At 68.9% G+C, this 15,148-nt stretch carries 14 protein-coding genes; 8 read left to right on the forward strand and 6 right to left on the reverse strand.

All coding sequences use genetic code 11. From position 1 onward, the window contains the following. Window positions 1-8: 8 nt before the first annotated feature. Window positions 9-1,013 carry a cytochrome d ubiquinol oxidase subunit II gene (gene cydB, locus ACQG07_RS00755; protein WP_202939270.1) on the reverse strand — a complete coding sequence of 335 codons (1,005 nt, stop codon included), beginning with the start codon at window positions 1,011-1,013 and terminating at the stop codon, window positions 9-11. Window positions 1,014-1,022: 9 nt separating this feature from the next. Further along, on the reverse strand, window positions 1,023-2,444 hold the full coding sequence (locus ACQG07_RS00760) for a cytochrome ubiquinol oxidase subunit I (RefSeq protein WP_426736898.1): 1,422 nt from the start codon (window positions 2,442-2,444) through the stop codon (window positions 1,023-1,025). A gap of 201 nt (window positions 2,445-2,645) precedes the next feature. On the opposite strand from ACQG07_RS00760, the gene ACQG07_RS00765 reads away from it, so the two are divergent. From ACQG07_RS00765 to ACQG07_RS00775, 3 genes are all read left to right on the forward strand, one after another. Then, entirely contained in the window at window positions 2,646-3,326 is a 681-nt protein-coding gene (locus ACQG07_RS00765) for a DedA family protein (protein WP_124769201.1), read from the forward strand. Window positions 3,327-3,459: 133 nt separating this feature from the next. Next, window positions 3,460-4,425 (forward strand): App1 family protein, encoded by a 966-nt coding sequence (locus ACQG07_RS00770; protein WP_079706285.1) that lies wholly within the window; start codon window positions 3,460-3,462, stop codon window positions 4,423-4,425. A gap of 8 nt (window positions 4,426-4,433) precedes the next feature. Then, window positions 4,434-5,474 (forward strand): FUSC family protein, encoded by a 1,041-nt coding sequence (locus ACQG07_RS00775; protein WP_124769200.1) that lies wholly within the window; start codon window positions 4,434-4,436, stop codon window positions 5,472-5,474. 62 nt (window positions 5,475-5,536) lie between these two features. Here the strand turns inward: ACQG07_RS00775 and ACQG07_RS00780 are convergent, their stop codons facing one another. Both ACQG07_RS00780 and ACQG07_RS00785 read right to left on the reverse strand, forming a co-directional pair. Continuing rightward, window positions 5,537-6,091: a YceI family protein gene (locus tag ACQG07_RS00780; protein WP_079705738.1), complete on the reverse strand. Its 555-nt coding sequence runs from the start codon at window positions 6,089-6,091 to the stop codon at window positions 5,537-5,539. A 105-nt stretch (window positions 6,092-6,196) separates the two neighbouring features. Then, window positions 6,197-7,369: a glycoside hydrolase family 3 N-terminal domain-containing protein gene (locus ACQG07_RS00785; RefSeq protein WP_426736899.1), complete on the reverse strand. Its 1,173-nt coding sequence runs from the start codon at window positions 7,367-7,369 to the stop codon at window positions 6,197-6,199. 116 nt (window positions 7,370-7,485) lie between these two features. Between ACQG07_RS00785 and ACQG07_RS00790 the strand changes: the two genes are divergently transcribed. Beyond that, window positions 7,486-8,655, forward strand: a complete 1,170-nt coding sequence (locus tag ACQG07_RS00790; protein ID WP_274499813.1) for a hypothetical protein — start codon at window positions 7,486-7,488, stop codon at window positions 8,653-8,655. An 8-nt stretch (window positions 8,656-8,663) separates the two neighbouring features. On the opposite strand, the gene ACQG07_RS00795 is transcribed toward ACQG07_RS00790, so the two are convergent. Then, a complete protein-coding gene (locus ACQG07_RS00795) occupies window positions 8,664-9,521 on the reverse strand; it encodes a UbiA family prenyltransferase (RefSeq protein WP_079706284.1) in 858 nt (285 codons plus the stop codon). Window positions 9,522-9,576: 55 nt separating this feature from the next. Here ACQG07_RS00795 and ACQG07_RS00800 point away from each other — a divergent pair, with 55 nt between their 5' ends. From ACQG07_RS00800 to ACQG07_RS00810, 3 genes are read left to right on the forward strand one after another with little or no spacing between them, the layout of a single operon-like run. Further along, window positions 9,577-10,704, forward strand: coding sequence for a type III polyketide synthase (locus tag ACQG07_RS00800; RefSeq protein ID WP_124769198.1), 1,128 nt, complete (start codon window positions 9,577-9,579; stop codon window positions 10,702-10,704). Further along, the gene (locus tag ACQG07_RS00805) at window positions 10,704-11,420 is read left to right on the forward strand and encodes a class I SAM-dependent methyltransferase (RefSeq protein WP_124769197.1); all 717 of its coding nucleotides are present in this window, start codon (window positions 10,704-10,706) and stop codon (window positions 11,418-11,420) included. The genes ACQG07_RS00800 and ACQG07_RS00805 overlap by 1 nt, the downstream gene beginning before the upstream one ends. Then, complete coding sequence (locus ACQG07_RS00810; RefSeq protein WP_426736902.1) at window positions 11,417-12,574, forward strand: FAD-dependent oxidoreductase; 1,158 nt, start codon at window positions 11,417-11,419, stop codon at window positions 12,572-12,574. Before ACQG07_RS00805 ends, ACQG07_RS00810 begins: the two co-directional genes overlap by 4 nt. 21 nt (window positions 12,575-12,595) lie before the next feature. Here ACQG07_RS00810 and ACQG07_RS00815 read toward each other — a convergent pair whose 3' ends face one another. Continuing rightward, the gene (locus ACQG07_RS00815) at window positions 12,596-14,086 is read right to left on the reverse strand and encodes a DHA2 family efflux MFS transporter permease subunit (RefSeq protein WP_274499810.1); all 1,491 of its coding nucleotides are present in this window, start codon (window positions 14,084-14,086) and stop codon (window positions 12,596-12,598) included. Between the two features lie 162 nt (window positions 14,087-14,248). Here ACQG07_RS00815 and ACQG07_RS00820 point away from each other — a divergent pair, with 162 nt between their 5' ends. After that, the gene (locus tag ACQG07_RS00820) at window positions 14,249-15,076 is read left to right on the forward strand and encodes an aldo/keto reductase (protein WP_137241817.1); all 828 of its coding nucleotides are present in this window, start codon (window positions 14,249-14,251) and stop codon (window positions 15,074-15,076) included. Window positions 15,077-15,148 lie beyond the last annotated feature (72 nt).

The following is a 15,148-nucleotide window of genomic DNA, read 5'->3' on the forward strand; positions in this document are numbered from 1 at the left end:
ATGACAGGTTAGTGCGCGGCGGCTTCGATGTGCTTCCGCGTGATGCGCTTGCGGAACACCCAGTACGTCCATCCCTGGTAGGCGAGGATCAGCGGCAGGAAGATCAGGGCGGTCCACGACATCACCGTGAGGGTGTACTCCGTCGAGGAGGCGTTCGCGATCGTCAGGCTGTTCGCCGGGTCGTTGCTCGCCGGCATCACCGCTGGGAAGAGCGCGGTGAACAGGGTGAGCACGGCCGCGGCGACGGTCACGGCCATGAGCGCGAACGCACGGCCTTCCAGCCCACGGCTGTTCGCGAACCAGGCGCTGATGAGCGAGACCGCTGCGATGGCCGCGAGGATCAACACCGGGAGCGAGAAGTGCGCCAGGACGGTCCACCCGAGGAACGACGCGGCGAGCAGGATGGCGACGAGCCCGGCGCGGCCCGCGAGGCGGCGAGCGCGCTCGCGGATGTCGCCCTCGGTCTTCAGCGAGGCGAACACGGCTCCGTGGGCGAAGAAGAGCACGAGCGTCGTGAGACCGCCGAGGATGCCGTACGGGTTGAGCAGGGTGAAGAGCGTACCGGTGAAGTTGTGGTCGGCATCGAGCGGGACGCCCTGGACGATGTTCGCGAAGGCGACGCCCCAGAGGAAGGCCGGCAGGGCCGAGCCCACGATGATCATGAGGTCGAAGCGCCGTTTCCAGGAGGCTTCCGGCCGCTGGTGCCGGTACTCGAACGACACCCCTCTGATGATGAGCGCAAGGAGGATGAACAGCAGCGGGAGGTAGAAGCCGCTGAACAGGGTCGCGTACCACTCGGGGAAGGCGGCGAAGAGGCTCGCACCGGCGACGATCAGCCAGGTCTCGTTGAGGTCCCAGACCGGCCCGATGGTGTTGATGAGCATCCGGCGGTCAGTCTCGTCCTTCCCGAGGAAGGGGATCGTCATGCCGACGCCGAAGTCGAAGCCGTCCAGGACGAAGTAGCCGACGAACAGTGCGGCGATGATCCAGAACCAGAGAATCGTGAGGTCCATGATGTGCTCCTAGTAGACCGTGGTCGCGGGGGCGGCGGGCTTCTGCACGCCGTCCTCGTCGGGTTCGGACAGCTCGATCGGGTCGGGCCCGGCCTTGATCGTCTTCTTCAGGAGACCGAACTCGACGACGAGCAGCGATCCGTAGACGACGGTGAAGGCGATCAACGAGATCAGGACGTCGAGGCCGGTGGTGTTCGGCGAGACCGCGTCCTCCGTCTTCAACAGGCTGAAGACGATCCACGGCTGGCGGCCCATCTCGGTGAAGACCCAGCCCATGGTCATGGCGAGGAACGGCATCGGGACCGCCCAGACCGCGACGCGCCACATCCAGCGCTTCGGCTCGCGGCCCTTGCGGGTGAACCAGAGACCGGCTGCCGCGACGAGCATCGAGGCGAGGCCGAGGCCGATCATCCAGCGGAACGCCCAGTAGGTGACCCAGATGACGGGCGAGTAGTCGCCCGGACCATAGAGCTGGGTGTGCTGCGCCTGCAGGTCGTTGATGCCCTCCACCGTGCCGTCGAAGGTGTGGGTCGAGAGGAACGACAGGAGGTACGGGATGCGGATCGAGAAGAGCTCGTGGACGCCATCGGGCGTGCCGAGGGTGAAGATCGAGAACGAGGCGTCGGCACCGCTCGCCGTGTTGTACATCGCCTCCGCAGCCGCCATCTTCATCGGCTGGGTCTCGACCATGGCGAGGCTGAGCTGGTCGCCGGCGAGCATGGTGGCACCACCCGCGAGGAGCATGCTCCACGCACCGACCTTGAGCGCCGGGCGCATCGCCTCGACGTGCTGGCCCCGGGCGAGGTGCCAGGCGGCAGCAGTGATGATGACGGCTGCGGAGACCATGAAGCACGCGAAGATCGTGTGAGGGAAGGCGGCCAGGGCGACCTTGTTGGTCAGCAGCTCCCAGATGTTCGTGAGCTCGGCGCGGCCTCGCTCCTCGTTGATCCGGAAGGCGACCGGGTTCTGCATGAAGGCGTTCGCCGCGATGATGAAGTAGGCCGACAGCACGGTGCCGAGCGCCACGATCCAGATGGTGGCGAGGTGGAGCTTCGGTGACAGCTTGTCCCAGCCGAAGATCCAGAGTCCGATGAACGTCGCCTCGAGGAAGAACGCGAGCAGGCCCTCGAGTGCCAGCGGTGCGCCGAAGACGTCGCCGACGAACCTGGAGTAGGTGGACCAGTTCATGCCGAACTGGAACTCCTGGACGATGCCCGTCACGACGCCCATGGCGAAGTTGATGAGGAAGATCTTCCCGAAGAACCGCGTGAGCTGCAGGTAGTGCAACTTGCCGGTCCGGACCCAGGCGGTCTGGAACCCGGCGACCGTCACGGCCATGCCGATGGTCAGCGGCACGAAGATGAAGTGGTAGACGGTGGTGAGGCCGAACTGCCAGCGGGACAGCAGTAGCGGGTCGAGTAGGTCGTTCACGATGAACACTCCATTTTTCGCGGCATCCAGGGAAGGCGGCGCAGGTGCGGCCCGATCGGGGTGGTCATCCCCGTGGCTTCGATCCATGTCGTCGACACCAATCGTACCCGAATTCGCGCCTGTGGTCAGACCACACATCCAAGGGTGTCCTAACAGGGGTTTCGGAGCCCGTCCCACACCTGCCGCACTAGGCTTCGATCCGTGAACGACGTGCTCGGCTGGCTCCTCGACCTGGTGCAGAGCGTCGACCCCGTGACGCGCACGATCCTCGCCGGCGTCGGCATCATGCTCGAGACCTCGGTCCTCGTCGGCCTCGTCGTCCCGGGCGACACGGTCGTCATCGTCGCCAGCACCGCCGTCGTCGGACCCGTCCAGTGGATCTCGATGATCCTCGTCGTCATCACCGGAGCGCTCATCGGCGAGTCCGTCGGGTTCGCGCTCGGCCGCTTATTCGGCCCGCGCATCCGTACCAGCAGACTCGGCCGCCGCATCGGCGAGCGGCACTGGGCCCGTGCTGAGCGCTATCTCGACCGGCGGGGCGGCATCGCCGTCTTCATCTCGCGGTTCCTCCCGGTCCTGCACTCACTCATCCCCCTCACGGTCGGGATGAGCACGATGAGCTACCGACGCTTCATCTCCTGGACGCTGCCCGCCTGCGTCATCTGGTCCTCGGCCTACGTCTCCGTCGGCGCATTGGCCGCGGGCAGCTATCGCGAGCTGTCGGACCGCCTCCACTGGGCGGGCTACGTCTTCGTCGGCATCATCGTCGTCTTCGCCGTCGTGGTCCTCGTCGTGAAGCGACTCCTCCAGCGGAGCGAGGAGCGACACATGCTGGCCCAGGAGGACGCGACACCACCCGACGACGGCTCGACGCCCCAGTAGCAGACGACCGTCATCGCCGCGAGACGGCGGGCCGGACGCACCGGCATGACAGACTGAACGCGTGAAGGCATCCGACGATCGTCCAACGGCCTCCTCCGACGCCGCCGAGCAGATCCGGCACTTCGCCGCACGGATGGAGGACGCCGTCCAGTTGCGCCGCCAGCGTCGTGCGAGGCGGCACGGGCGCGAGGCGGCGGTCATCCCCTTCACCGGCTACGGATCGACGTCCTGGATCCGTGTCCTGGCCAGGGTCGTCCTGGCGGAACCGGGCAAGACCACCGTCCAACCGCAGCAGAAGGTGCGCGGCTGGAAGAGCTTCTTCGCGCTGAGCATCGCCGACCCGACGGTCGAGGTGGAGGTCGACGGACAGCGTCACACGGTGACGGGCGACCGGGGCGGAGTGGTCGACGCGGTGGTCCAGGTGTCACTCACCCCCGGCTGGCACACCCTCCGCCTGAGTTCGGAGGGCAGCGACCCGGTCGAAGCGCCGGTCTTCATCGTCGCCGACGACATCGAGTTCGGCATCGTGTCCGACATCGACGACACCGTGATGGTGACGGCGCTCCCCCGCCCACTCGTCGCGGCCTGGAACACCTTCGTCCTCGACGAGCACGCCAGGACACCGGTGCCCGGCATGGCGGTCTTCCTCGAGCGCACGGCCCGCGAACACCCGGGCTCCCCGATCATCTACCTCTCCACCGGCGCCTGGAACGTCGCCCCGACGCTCACCCGGTTCCTCTCGCGCAACCTCTACCCCGCCGGCGCCCTCCTCCTCACCGACTGGGGTCCGACGCACGACCGCTTCTTCCGCAGCGGTCGCGAGCACAAGCGCAACAACCTCGACCGGTTCGCCGAGGACTTCCCGCGTCTGCGGTGGCTGCTCGTCGGCGACGACGGACAGCACGACGAAGCCCTCTACCGGAGCTTCGAGGAACGCCACCCCGACCGCGTCGCCGCCGTGGCGATCCGTCAGCTCTCCCCCGGTGAGGCGGTCCTCGCCGGTGGGCGCTCGAAGGTCGGTGCCCAGCACGAGGGCGCCCCCTGGGTCTACGCGGGGAACGGCGCAGAACTGCTCGACCAGCTCCACGACAAGCTCTGACGGCACCGATGTCCGTCGTCCCCGTCCTGCGCATCAGATCGCGGCTGCCCCTGCTCCAGGTACTGAAGACGGCGCTGGCCGCCGTCGCGTCCTGGATCGTCGCGATCACGATCATCCCGGGCCAGCTCCCGGTCTTCGCCGCCATCGCGGCGATCCTCGTGGTGCAGCCGAGCGTCAACCAGTCGTTCGGGAAGGCGCTCGAGCGCAGCCTCGGGGTCATCACGGGCGTCATCCTCGCGACGGCCATCGGGATCGTCTTCGGACACTCCGCCTGGATCGTGCTCCTGGCCATCGTCATCTCCATCCTGCTCGGATGGGTCCTCCGCCTCGGGCCCGGATCCGCCAACCAGATCCCGATCAGCGCGATGCTGGTGCTGTCGATCGGCGCTGCGACCCCGGACTACGCGGTCGCGCGGATCGTCGAGACCGTGCTCGGCGCGGGCATCGGACTCCTCGTCAACGTCGTCCTCGTCGCACCGGTCCTCCTCGCTCCCGCGAAGGAGGCGGTGACCACCCTCGCGCTCGCGTGCGCCGACACCCTGGACCATCTCGCCACCTCACTCACGCGTGCGAACACGGACGCGGAGCTCGTGGCGCTGCTCCAGGAGGCCCGGGCGTTGAAGCCCCTGCGAGACCGGGCGATCGCCGCGGTGAAGGAAGGCGATGACAGCCTGCTGCTCAACCCTCGTCGATCGAGGCACCGTGACGAGCTCGACCGTCAGCGCCTGCTGCTGCGTCGACTGGAGCCGGTCGTCACGAGGACGCTGGGCATGGCGCGCTCGGTGCACGATCACGACGACCCGACCCTGCATGAGGAGCCGACGGTGGCGGACATCGCCGTCGAACTGACGCGGGCGGCCCACGATCTCAGGCTGCTGGTGAACGGTCGTGCCGCGTCCGACGAGCCGCCGACCGAGACCGCGGAGATCCCGGCGCTGACCGCTCCCCTCGTGATCGCCCGCCCGCACCCCCAGCACTGGATCCTCATCGGATCACTCATGGAGGACCTCCGTCGCGTGCGCGACGAGATCGTCGGCGAGCCGACCTGAGCCGGCCGGATACACGAAGGGCCGGTGGAGCGATGCTCCACCGGCCCTTCGACGTCCTGGGGCTACGCCTGGTGCGCGGCCTGCAGTTCGATGGTGATCGTGACGTCGTTGCCGAGCAGCACGCCGCCGGTCTCGAGCGCCGCGTTGTAGGTGAGGCCGAAGTCCTCGCGGTTGATCTTGGTGGTCGCCGTGGCGCCGAACTTGTAGTTGCCGTAGGGGTCGGTCGCGAAGCCGCCGAACTCGACGGTGAAGGTGACGGGCTTGGTCACGCCCTTGATCGTGAGGTCGCCGTCCACCAGGAAGTCGTCGCCCTTGGCGCGGGCGCCGGTCGAGACGAAGTCGATCGTCGGGTAGGTCTCGGCGTCGAAGAAGTCGCCGGTGCGGAGGTGACCGTCGCGGTCGGCCTGGTTCGTGTTGATCGATGCGACCTCGGCGGACGCGGTGATCTTCGTCTCGAGGGGGTTCTCCGGCGTGACGAACGTCGCGTTGAAGCGCTCGAACTTGCCCTTGACCTTCGAGACCATGATGTGGCGGATGCTGAAGCCGACCTCGCTGTGCGTGGCGTCGACCTCCCAGGTGCCAACCTTGTAGCCGGGAATCGTCAGGGTGTCGGTCATGCGGTACTCCTTGCGTCGATGTGCGGCGCGCTCGCGCCACGTTCTATTCAAACGCACGGACCTGGGAGCTATTCCCGCATCCCCGAGAAATTCTCCTCACCGACATCAGCGCGACATCGGCCGGAGCGACGGCAGGCCGAGCCGGACGCGCAGCAGTCGGTGCGCCGCGTCGGCGACCGTCGACTCCGGAATCCTCCCGGACCTGACCGCGGCGGCGATGTCGGCGACGAGCACGGCCGGATCGACACCGGTCGACGACGGCTCCGCCCCGAGGACGTAGAGCAGCATCGTGTTGCCGGCGGCCACGGCGCGGATCGCGTTCTCCGAGGGATTCTGGTACTCCGGCAGACCCGTGTGCTGCAGCATGAGCATGTCGTCGGTGATCGTGACACCGGTGAAGCCGAGGTCGTTCCGGAGGCGCTCGTGCCAGGCCGCCGACAGCGTCGCCGGTACGGCGTCGACCGCCGAGTAGACCAGATGGCCGAACATCACGACCTCGGCCCCGGCGTCGATACCGGCGACGAACGGCAGGGCATCGGTCGCAGCCCAGTCCGCGGCACCGATGGCGGTCGTCGGGACCGTCGAGTGCGAGTCTCCCGGCGCCTGGCCATGGCCGGGGAAGTGTTTCAGCGTGCTGAGCACCGCACCCCGCTCACCACGGACGGCCGCGGCAACCCGCTCCGCCGAGGCGTCCGGCGTCGTCCCGAGGGCACGGTCGTAGATGAAGGAGGTCGGATCGGCGGTCTCGTCCGCGACGATGCCGAAGTTCACGGTGCAGCCGGCACCGGCGAGCATCACAGCGCGTTGGCGGAACGCCTCCTCGCTCGCAGCGGCCGGTTGCGACTTCAGGGTGTCGGCAGCGGCGAAGACGTCCTCGTCGATGCGCCGGACATCGCCGCCCTCCTGGTCGATGCCGATGAGCAGCGGCATGGTCGGGTCGGGGCTGAGGGCGCTCGTCACCGCGGGCAGCCCCGCGAGACCCGGCACGTTGTCGCCCATGATGATGAACCCGCCCGGCTGATACCGCTCGACGAACGCCCGGAGCGTGCCCGGGTCGGTGCCCGGGGCATGGAGCATCAACATGGATGCGATTCGCTGCTCGAGGGTCATCGCGGCGAGTTCAGCGGCCGCACGCTGGTCGGCGACAGCCGGAGTCGTGCTGGTGGGACGGCTCGACGGCTTCGGGGATCCGGGCTCCGTGCACCCGGACAGGCCGAGGACGGCACCCGCCGCCATCGAGGCGCCGATTGCGAGAAACCCTCGTCGTCCCAGCTGCACCGACCCACTCTAGGCTCGGATCTTCCACACAGGCTGGGCGTCGCTCCCGGTGTGGCAGGAGTGACGAATGTGACATCGGCGGCTACACTTGCGTGGGTGACCGCCAGGATGGACGCATGCGCAAGCCGCTGACAGCCCTCTCGCCCCGCTCGAGGGGCGTCTCGCGAGCCGCCGCCCTCGGCGCCGCGCTCGTCATCGCGGTGTCGGTCGCAAGCCCGGCGGCCGCCGTGACCCCCACCTCGTTCCGGACCGCCGACTACCCGAGCTGGGACGACGTCCAGGCGGCCAAGGCGAACGAATCGACCGCGCAGGCCGAAGCCGACCGGATCGTGTCCCTCCTCGACGGACTGCGCGACGAATCCGCCCGGCTCGGCGATGAAGCCGTCCGCCAGGGTGCGGCGGCAGGTGAGGCCAAGGCGGCGTTCGACGCGCAGGCCGCCGTCGCCGACACGATCAGTGCGCAGGCGACCGCAGCAGCTTCGGCAGCGACATCGAGCAAGCGTCAGGCCGGAGCGGTCATCGCCCAGATGACCCGCACCGGCGGTGTCGACCCGACGCTCTCCCTCGTCCTCTCCGGCGCGGCCGACGACGACCTCCTCTCCAAGCTCAGCGCGATCAGCAAGCTGAGCGAGACCTCGGCTCAAGACCTCGCGTCCGCGACCGCCGCGAGCAACACGGCGACCGCGCTCGCCGAACAGGCGACTGCGGCCGAGACCGAACGTCAGCGACTCTCGGAGGCGGCGGACGCCAGCTACGAGACGGCGCAGTCTGCGAGCGACGCCGCCGATGCGGCGGTCGCCGAGCAGCAGGCCAACCGCGACCGGTTGTACCAGCAGCTCGCCGTCCTCAAGAACACCACCGCGGCGGTCGAACAGGCCTACGCGCAGAGCCAGGAGGCGATCGCCGCAGAAGAGCAGCGACGCAACGAGGCGACCGGTGGCGAGGGATCCACGAGCGCCCCGCCGCCGGACCTCGCAGCCGACCCGGCCGGCGCGAAGGCGTACGCGCAGTCCGCGATCGGCGCCTACGGCTGGGGCAGCGGAGAATTCCAGTGCCTGCTGCAGCTCTGGACCCGGGAGTCGAGCTGGCGCGTCAACGCCTACAACGAGTCCAGCGGCGCCTACGGCATCCCACAGTCCCTGCCCGGGAGCAAGATGGCCAGCTCCGGCGACGACTGGCGCACCAATGCGGCGACGCAGATCAACTGGGGCCTGAACTACATCGACAGCCGGTACGGCTCCCCCTGCAGCGCGTGGGCGCACTCGGAAGCGACCAACTGGTACTGACGCCCGTCTCAACCGACCTCGGCCGCGCCGAGATTCGTCCCGGCCACCGCCAGCACCACGGTGACGAGCAGGGCGGCCCCGATGATGAGCCGGAACAGCAGACGGTCCGGCGCTCGGGTTCCGACGAGCACGAGCCCCCATACGACGAGCGCGAGGACACCGACGGCGCCCACCACCCCGACGATCGGCGGTGCGGTCGGCCTGCCGACGAAGATCCCGCTCTGTCCGAGGACGGCGACCACACCTGAGACGCCGAGGGCGACGAAGGCCGTCCGACCGGCGGTCCGCGCGCCGAGCCGGTGCGGCAGACCACGGACGCCGGTCCGTAGGTCGTCCTCGAGATCGGGCAGGGCGTTCGTGAAGTGGATCGCCACACCGAACAGACCACCGACAGCGAGCGTCCACGCGGCCGGCACGATCGGCGGGACGGCAGCGAAGGTGACCACGGCGGGCAGTGCGCCGAACCCCACGATGAACGGGACGACCGACCAGGCCGTCGCCTTGAGACCCAGGTTGTAGGCCCATCCGCAGACGAGGAACAGCAGGTGCGAGGCCGCCGACGCCCAGCCGAGTGATGCCGAGAGCGGAATGCTCGCCGCACCGGCCAGCAGCGCCGCCGCCCGGACTGCCGAGACGCTGAGGTCGCCGCGCGCGACCGGCTTGTCCTGTCGTCCCGAGCGACGATCCCGCCTGGCGTCGAGCCAGTCGTTGGACCAGCCGATCGAGAGTTGCCCGACGAACACCACCACGCCGAGCAGGGCCGTCCGGAGGGGTGGCAGGCCGACGGCCGATCCGAGCACGACCGCGAGAACGGTCACCGCGACGGTCGGCCCGGGATGCGAGGACGCGAACAGACGACGGACCATGGAGAACACCGCCTCAGCTTAGGGTGACACCCGGGCCACGGCGGTACACTGCAGCATGACCGTCTCCGTGAGGGCGATCGGCGTGGCCGTTCCTCAGACCATCCTCCATCAAGACGAGATCAGGGATGTGTTCCGCGACCAACCCGGGCGGACCCGGCTCGCCCAGCGTCTCATCGGCGCCGCCTTCGACGCGTCCGCGATCGACACCAGGCACACCGTCATCGACGCCTTCGACCATGAGGTCGAGACGACCACGGCCGCCTTCTACGACGCGGCGCAGCGGCAGGTGCTCTCCCCGCCCACCGGCGTGCGGAACGACGCCTACATCGAGCACGCTCCCCCGCTGCTCCTCGAGGCCGCACGGCGGGCACTGGACGCCGCCCCCGGCCTGTCGGCGGCGGACGTCACCCACGTCGTGACCGCGTCCTGCACCGGGTTCTTCGCGCCCGGCCCGGAATACCTCCTCGTGCGCGACCTCGGGCTGGACCCGGGCACGGAGCGCTACCACCTGGGGTTCCAGGGGTGTTTCGCCGCGTTCCCCGCCCTTCGCGCCGCAGAGGCGTTCTGTACAGCCGACCCCGACGCCGTCGTCCTCGTGGTCTGCATCGAGCTCTGCTCCATCCACCTCCGTTCCTCCGACGACCCCGACGTGATCCTCGGTTCCTCGGTGTTCGCCGACGGTGCTGCGGCCGCCGTCGTGACCGGTCGGGACACCGGATCCTCCGCGCCCGCGCTCGAGTTCGACGGCTGGTCCACCGCGCTCGTGCCGGACGGCGAGACGGAGATGGCCTGGACGATCGGCGATCACGGGTTCGAGATGGTCCTGAGCGGCGCGGTGCCCAAGCTGATCGGCGAGCACCTCGAGATCGCCCTCCGCCCACTCCTCGCCGCAGCCGACGACGCCCCGGTCTCATCGATCGACCGGTGGGCGATCCATCCCGGTGGCCGGAGCATCCTCGACCGGGTCCAGCGCGGATTCGGGCTCGACGACGAACTGCTGGCTCCGTCGCGCACGGTGCTCCGCGAGTACGGCAACATGTCGAGCGCGACCGTGCTCTTCATCCTCCAGCGCCTGCTCGACGGCGCGCCGACCGATGCCGATGAACGAGTGTGCGCCCTCGCCTTCGGTCCGGGACTGACGATCGAGAGCGCGCTGCTCCGGCTCCGGGCCGGCCGAGCCTGATGCTGCCCGACCTCGGCCGCCGTGCGACGGATCTCCTCGAACTGATGGACGATCCCGACTGCGATCCCGCGCTGCTGGACGCCACCTACGCCAGGTTCGCGACGGTGAACCGGCTCGTCTCGGGCTGGCGTGGTCTGTACCGGTCGCGCATCCGTCCACTCCTCCACCCGTCCCGGACCACGACGATCCTCGACATCGGCTTCGGTGGTGGCGATGTCGCCGTGGCCATCGCCGACTGGGCGCACGCCGACCACCTCCCCGTGCAGGTGGTCGGGATCGATCCCGACGAGCGGTCCGTGGCCTTCGCCCGTCGCCGGTACCCGGATGGCCCCGTCGCCTTCCGTCCGGCGCACAGCAGTGACCTCGTCGCCGCTGGCGAGGAGGCCGACATCGTCCTGTCCAACCACGTGCTCCACCACCTCGATCCCGCGGGCCTGTCGAGCCTGCTCGCCGACAGTTCACGGATCGCCAGACGACTCGTCCTGCACAGCGACCTCGAGCGCAACCGACTCGCGTACGCGGTCTACGGGCTCGCCACCCGTGCAGGACGAAGGCGTTCCTTCCTGCACGTCGACGGGCTCCGCTCGATCCGTCGCAGCTATCGCCAGGAGGAGCTGCAGCGCGTCGTGCCCGACGACTGGACCGTCGAGCGCAGCTTCCCCATGCGACTTCTGCTCTCGCAGACCGTCTCGTCGGCAGCGGACGGCCCACGATGACCGAGGTGCTCGTCATCGGTGGCGGACCGGTCGGCCTCGTGTCGGCGATCCTCCTCGCTCAGGCCGGCGTCGACGTGACCGTCTGGGAGCGACGGTCGGACTCCCCCTCCGGAACCCGGGCGATCGGGATCCACCCGCCGTCGCTCGACCTGTTCGAGCATCTCTGTGTCCTCGACGAGATCCGCCGCGACGCGGTCCGGATCGACCAGGGCGAAGCCTGGAACGCCGGACGACGCCTCGGGGCGGTCGTGTTCCGTGATCGGCCCGTCCCGCACCCCTACGTCGCCGCGCTCGAGCAATGGCGGACCGAACGGATCCTCCGTGCTCGACTCGAGGCCGTCGCGCCGGGATCGCTCCGGACGGGGACGAGCTGTACGCGGTTGACGCCGGCCGAGGACGGCGTCCTCGTGTCCGGCAGTGACGCCGATGGAACGGTGAGCACCCGCGCAGCCGTCGTGGTCGTCGCAGCAGGAGGACGCGCCACCGTCGACGGGATGCCGGCTCCAGGCCCCCTGCACCGATACCGGGACCGGTACCTCATGGGCGACGTCGCGGATCGGAGTGGGGCAGGTTCCATCGCCAGGGTGCACCTGCACCACCGAGGGGTCGTGGAGTCCTTCCCGCTCCCCCATGGCATGCGACGATACGTCGTGCACACCGGGTACTCGGACGATCAGGACGCCGCCCGCCCGGAACCCACCGCGTCCGACCTCGCGGCCCTCGTCGCCGACCGGACCGGCGACGACGTCGATCCGGCGACGAACACCATGCTCAGCGCGTTCGGCGTGCTTCGTCGACGACGGAAGCGCGTCGTCGACGGTCGGGTCGTCTATCTGGGCGACGCCGCCCACGAGATCAGCCCGATCGGCGGCCAGGGCATGAACCTCGGCTGGTCCGACGCACGGGTCTTCGCGCCACTGATCGCCCGCATGACCACCGGGCATCTCTCGACACAGCACGACGTGGCCGCGGCCGTCTCCCGCCAACAGCGCGCGATCCGTCGGGCCTCATGGCAGGCGGAGCTCAACATGCGCTTGGGGCGTCCGTTGCCGGGCCCGCTCGTCGGGATCCGGGACCTCGCGCTGCGGACCGCACTCAACGGCCCCGCGATGCCGATCCTCGCCGACGCCTACACGATGCGCTGGCTGCGCTGACGCCGTCCGAGGTCGTGCGTCTCAGTGACCGACGTGCACGCCCGCCGAACCCTGGTCCGTCCGCCGGATGAGGAACGACGCACCGATCGCCAGCAGCGAGAGCACGGCGCCGCACATGAACGCAGCCTGCACGCCGGCTGCCGTCGCGTCGACCGCGGAACTCCCGACCGCCGCACGAGCCGCCGCGGTGGTCGACATCATGGTGATGAACAACGCCGTCCCCGCTGCACCGGCCAGTTGCTGGACCGTGCCGACGATGGCGCTGCCGTGCGGGTAGAGCTCGGGCCGCAGTGAACCGAGCGCCGAGGTGAGGAGCGGTGTGAACATGAACGCGAGACCGGCGCTCAGCAGCACGTGCACGGCGATGATCATGACGATGGCGCTGTCGACGCCGAGCATCGTCAGCAGCCAGAGCGCAGCACTCACGGCGAAGGCCCCGGGGATCACCAGCGGACGCGGACCGAACCGGTCGAACAGCGACCCGACCAGCGGCGCCAGAGCGGCCATCGTCAGGCCGCCCGGCAGCAGCATGAGGCCCGTGGTCAGGGTGTCGACCTGGAGGACGGTCTGCAGGTAGATCGGCAGGATGATCAGCGAGCCGAACAACGCCATCATCACGATGGCCACGAGGATGATCGAGACGGTGAACGAACGGTTCGCGAACGTGCGCAGGTCCATGAACGCTCGATCGTCGCGCGCCAGCCCGCGCTGCCGGAGGACGAACCCCAGGAGGGCCAGGACGCCCACCGCGAGCGGGATCCAGACGGGCATGAGCGCGTGTCCCTCGGCGGACTCGCCGATACTGCTGAGACCGAAGATGAGGCCACCGAACGCGAAGGCGGAGAGGACGAGCGACAGCACGTCGAAGCGGACCCGACGCGGCTCGGTCACGTTCCGCACGAGGACAGCGCCGAGCACCAGCGAGGCGACGGCGATGGGGAGGACGATCCAGAACATCCAGCGCCAGTCGAGCACGCTGAGGATGAGGCCGGAGACGGTCGGCCCGACCGCCGGCGCGACCGAGATGACGATCGAGATCGCACCCATCGTCCGGCCGCGTGCCGAGACCGGCACGACGTTGAGCACGGTCGTCATGAGCAGCGGCATCATGATGGCGGTACCGCTGGCCTGGACGACGCGACCGAGCAGGAGGGTGCCGAATCCCGGGGACAGCGCGGCGATGAGCGTACCGAGGCTGAACAGCACCATCGCGGTGATGAACATCGTCCGGAGGGAGAACCGCTCCAGGAGGAACCCGGTCGCGGGGATCACGACGGCCATGGTGAGCATGAAGCCGGTGGTCAGCCACTGGGCGGAACTCGCCGTGATGTCGAGGTCCTCCATGAGTCGCGGCAGGGCGACGCTCATGATCGTCTCGTTGAGGATGACGACGAAGGCCGACACGAGGAGCAGCCCGATCAGGAGCTTGGACCCGGGTGGAAGGCGGTCGTCCGAGGGCTTCCCGGTCGTCGGGACGGAACCGGTCGGATTCGGCACGGTTTCAGTCGTCATAGCGGTGTCATCCTTCTCAGGCCTCGGCCGTCGTACGGGCAGACGCCTGCCCTCTCGAAAGACAAGCGCCGTGTCGCCGCGGGTATTCCCATGCGTGTCGACCGGTTACGCGCAGGGCGAAGACCCGTTCCGGACGGACGGTTCCGGTGCCAGCATGAGGACATGACAGTTCCCACCATCACCCTGAACGACGGCCACACCATCCCTCAGCTCGGCTTCGGCGTCTTCCTCGTCGACCCGCAGGAGGCTGAGCGCATCGTCTCCGACGCGCTCGAGGTCGGCTACCGCCACATCGACACCGCTGCCATCTACAAGAACGAGGAGGGCGTCGGCGCCGCCATCGCGAAGTCGGGCATCCCCCGCGACGAACTCTTCATCACCACGAAGCTCTGGAACGACCGCCACCAGAAGGCGTCCGCGCACACCGCCATCGACGAGAGCCTCGACAAGCTCGGGCTCGACCACGTCGACCTGTACCTGACCCACTGGCCGACCCCGGCCAAGGACGACTACCTCGAAGCGTGGCTCGCCCTCGAGGAGATCAAGGCGGCCGGCAAGGCGCGTTCGATCGGCGTGTCGAACCACCAGGTCGAGCACCTCGAGAAGCTGATCGCGGGTTCCGAGACGGTCCCTGCGGTCAACCAGATCGAACTCCACCCGGCGTTCGCCCAGCGCGAGCTGCGCGCCTTCGGTGCCGAGCACGGCATCCACATCGAGTCCTGGGGCCCGCTCGGTCAGGGCAAGTACGACCTCTTCGGCGAGCAGGCCGTCTCCGCTGCAGCCGAGGCGCACGGCGTCACTCCGGCGCAGGTCGTCATCCGGTGGCACCTGCAGAACGGGCTCATCGTCTTCCCGAAGTCGAACTCGCGCGAGCGCATCGCCCAGAACTTCGACGTCTTCGGCTTCGAGCTGTCCGCCGACGAGATCGCGTCCATCGACGCCCTCGACTCGGGCAAGCGCGTCGGCAGCCACCCCGACGAGGTGAACTGACCTCACGGCCTCGCCCAACCTAGAGTCTCAACAACGCAGAAGTCCCCGTCAGCTGTTCGGCTGACGGGGACT

Origin of the sequence: Plantibacter sp. 2H11-2, assembly GCF_050031945.1 — a bacterium.
In the GTDB taxonomy this organism is placed as follows: domain Bacteria; phylum Actinomycetota; class Actinomycetes; order Actinomycetales; family Microbacteriaceae; genus Plantibacter; species Plantibacter auratus.

Bases quoted from the DNA above. Each gene is read 5' to 3' on its own strand.
- cydB (WP_202939270.1), bottom strand. From the start codon at position 1,013: ATGGACCTCACGATTCTCTGGTTCTGGATCATCGCCGCACTGTTCGTC.
- ACQG07_RS00770 (WP_079706285.1), top strand. From the start codon at position 3,460: ATGGAGGACGCCGTCCAGTTGCGCCGCCAGCGTCGTGCGAGGCGGCAC.
- ACQG07_RS00775 (WP_124769200.1), top strand. From the start codon at position 4,434: ATGTCCGTCGTCCCCGTCCTGCGCATCAGATCGCGGCTGCCCCTGCTC.
- ACQG07_RS00780 (WP_079705738.1), bottom strand. From the start codon at position 6,091: ATGACCGACACCCTGACGATTCCCGGCTACAAGGTTGGCACCTGGGAG.
- ACQG07_RS00790 (WP_274499813.1), top strand. From the start codon at position 7,486: ATGCGCAAGCCGCTGACAGCCCTCTCGCCCCGCTCGAGGGGCGTCTCG.
- ACQG07_RS00795 (WP_079706284.1), bottom strand. From the start codon at position 9,521: ATGGTCCGTCGTCTGTTCGCGTCCTCGCATCCCGGGCCGACCGTCGCG.
- ACQG07_RS00800 (WP_124769198.1), top strand. From the start codon at position 9,577: ATGACCGTCTCCGTGAGGGCGATCGGCGTGGCCGTTCCTCAGACCATC.
- ACQG07_RS00805 (WP_124769197.1), top strand. From the start codon at position 10,704: ATGCTGCCCGACCTCGGCCGCCGTGCGACGGATCTCCTCGAACTGATG.
- ACQG07_RS00810 (WP_426736902.1), top strand. From the start codon at position 11,417: ATGACCGAGGTGCTCGTCATCGGTGGCGGACCGGTCGGCCTCGTGTCG.
- ACQG07_RS00815 (WP_274499810.1), bottom strand. From the start codon at position 14,086: ATGACGACTGAAACCGTGCCGAATCCGACCGGTTCCGTCCCGACGACC.
- ACQG07_RS00820 (WP_137241817.1), top strand. From the start codon at position 14,249: ATGACAGTTCCCACCATCACCCTGAACGACGGCCACACCATCCCTCAG.